This is a genomic window from Amaricoccus sp., assembly GCF_036846665.1.
GTDB lineage: Bacteria > Pseudomonadota > Alphaproteobacteria > Rhodobacterales > Rhodobacteraceae > Amaricoccus.
This window is the reverse complement of the sequence record NZ_DAIUBO010000391.1, coordinates 1-1995: the sequence shown is the minus strand read 5'-3', so window position 1 is coordinate 1995 and position 1995 is coordinate 1. Positions and strand designations below refer to the sequence as shown.

At 67.8% G+C, this 1995-nt stretch carries 3 protein-coding genes; 1 reads left to right on the top strand and 2 read right to left on the bottom strand.

The genetic code is table 11. The annotated features are described in order from the left end of the window. Nucleotides 1-82 precede the first annotated feature (82 nt). Nucleotides 83-880 (bottom strand): amino acid ABC transporter permease, encoded by a 798-nt coding sequence (locus V7050_RS20690; protein WP_324374150.1) that lies wholly within the window; start codon nt 878-880, stop codon nt 83-85. Between the two features lie 9 nt (nt 881-889). Then, nucleotides 890-1687, bottom strand: coding sequence for a transporter substrate-binding domain-containing protein (locus V7050_RS20685; RefSeq protein WP_324365513.1), 798 nt, complete (start codon nt 1685-1687; stop codon nt 890-892). A 125-nt stretch (nt 1688-1812) separates the two neighbouring features. Between V7050_RS20685 and V7050_RS20680 the strand changes: the two genes are divergently transcribed. Further along, on the top strand, nt 1813-1995 hold a 183-nt coding region (locus V7050_RS20680; RefSeq protein ID WP_324411233.1), incomplete at its 3' end, for a CDP-alcohol phosphatidyltransferase family protein.

The window sequence follows — 1995 nt, the reverse complement described above, 5'->3', positions numbered from 1 at the left end:
CGGCCCGATCGCCACGGGTCGATCGGGCTGGGGACACCCTGGCCGCGGGAGGAACGGGAATCCACAGCGAGGGCTGCCGGTATCACGCCCGTCTGCCCCGCATGCGCTGCTCGAAGCCCCGCAGCACCAGCGACAGGCCGACGGTCATGACGAGATAGAGGAAGGCGACCACGTTGTAGGTCTCGAAGAAGCGGAACGAGCCGGCGGCGTAGATCTTGCCGAGCTGGGTGATGTCCGCGACCCCGAGGACCGAGACCAGGGCGCTGTCCTTGATGAGCGCGATGAAATCGTTGCCGAGCGGCGGCAGGATGGTGCGGATCGCCTGGGGGAAGACGATCAGCCGGAAACGCTGCCAGCCGGAGAGCCCCAGCGCCTGGGCGGCCTCGATCTGGCCGGGCTCGACGGACTGGATGCCGGCGCGGAACACCTCGGCGATGAAGGCCGCGTAGCCGATGGCGAGCGCCAGGATCGCCCGCCACATCAGCGAGAGGTCCCGGGTCGCCAGCGTGCCGAGCCCCAGCGGCTCGGCGATCGCGTTCCAGCCCACCACCAGCGCCGGCGCGCCGACGAAGGCGATGTAGAAGAGCAGGACCAGGATCGGGATGCCGCGCACGATCTCGATGTAGAACCGCGCGCCCTGCCGCAGGATGGTCGAGCGCGAGAGCACGCAGACCGCCAGCAGGAGCCCCAGCGCCGAGGCGAGCCCGAAGGCCACCAGGGTGACGAAGATGGTCACCGCGATCCCCGAGGAGAGGGTCGCCAGGATCTGGCGGTAGACGTCACTGGCGACGATCGCGACGAGCATCCCGGCCGCGATCACCGCGGCCAGCACCAGCCAATAGGGGAAATCCTTGCCCTGCCGGTCCCGGGAGGGGGTCATGGGCGGGGGCTACTGGCCCATTTCGTAATCCACGAACCATTTCTGGTCGAGCGCCGCGATGGTGCCGTCGGCCTTCATCTCGGCGATCGCGGCATTGACGGGCGCGAGGAGGTCCGAGCCCTTGGGGAAGATGAAGCCGAATTCCTCGCTCCCGAGCGGCTCGCCGATGATCTTGAAGATATCCGGATTGGCCCTGACATAGCCTTCGCCGCCGGTGCTGTCGGTCAGCACCATGTCGACGTCGCCGGCCCGCATCGCCTGGACCGCGGCGCCGATGGTCTCGAAGAGCTTGATGCGCGGATTGGTCTCGTTGCCGTCGAGCAGGTCGTAGACCGCCACGTAGAAGGGCGTGATGCCCGCCTGGGAGCCGATCAGGCCATCCTCGAAGGCGGCGAAGCTCGAAGCGTCGGTGAAGCGATCCTCGTCCGCGCGCACCAGCATGCGCATCTCCGAGCGCATGTAGGGGTCGGAGAAATCGACCTTCTCCTTGCGGTCGTCGCGGATGGTGATGCCGGTCATGCCGATGTCGTACTGGCTCTCGCTCACCGCCGGGATCATGGCGTCCCAGCTCGAATTCTCGATGACGAGGTCGAAATTGAGCCGCTCCGCGATCTCGGCCATGGCGTCGTATTCCCAGCCGATGGCCGCGCCCGTCGCCGGATCGACGAATTGCAGCGGCGGATAGGCGTTCTCGGTCACCACGACCACCTCCCGCCCGCCCAGGTCGGGAAGCTCGGCGGCGGCCGGGGCGGCGAGGGCGGTGAGGGCGGCGGCGGCGAGGAAGGCGGCGCGGATCAGGGTTCGCATGGAGGGCCTCGGAAGCTTCTGGATGCGGTCGCGGCGAGAATGGGCCAGGTCGGTTCGGGGGGCAAGTGGGCAGACTTTCCCGAAAGAGGCTTTCTCTCCGGCGGGGAATTGCCTAACTGGTAGCGATGAAGACAAAGCCGCTCGCATTCTCGGTGCATCTCTTCACCGCCTCCGGCGCGGCGCTGGCGCTCATGGCGCTGGTCGCGGCGACCCAGGGAAACTGGCGCCTGATGTTCGGCTGGCTCGGCATCGCGCTGATCGTCGACGGGATCGACGGGCCGCTGGCGCGGCGGGTGAACATCAAGAAG

Coding starts and splice junctions, on each gene's coding strand:
- V7050_RS20685 (WP_324365513.1), bottom strand. CDS start 1,687: ATGCGAACCCTGATCCGCGCCGCCTTCCTCGCCGCCGCCGCCCTCACC.
- V7050_RS20690 (WP_324374150.1), bottom strand. CDS start 880: ATGACCCCCTCCCGGGACCGGCAGGGCAAGGATTTCCCCTATTGGCTG.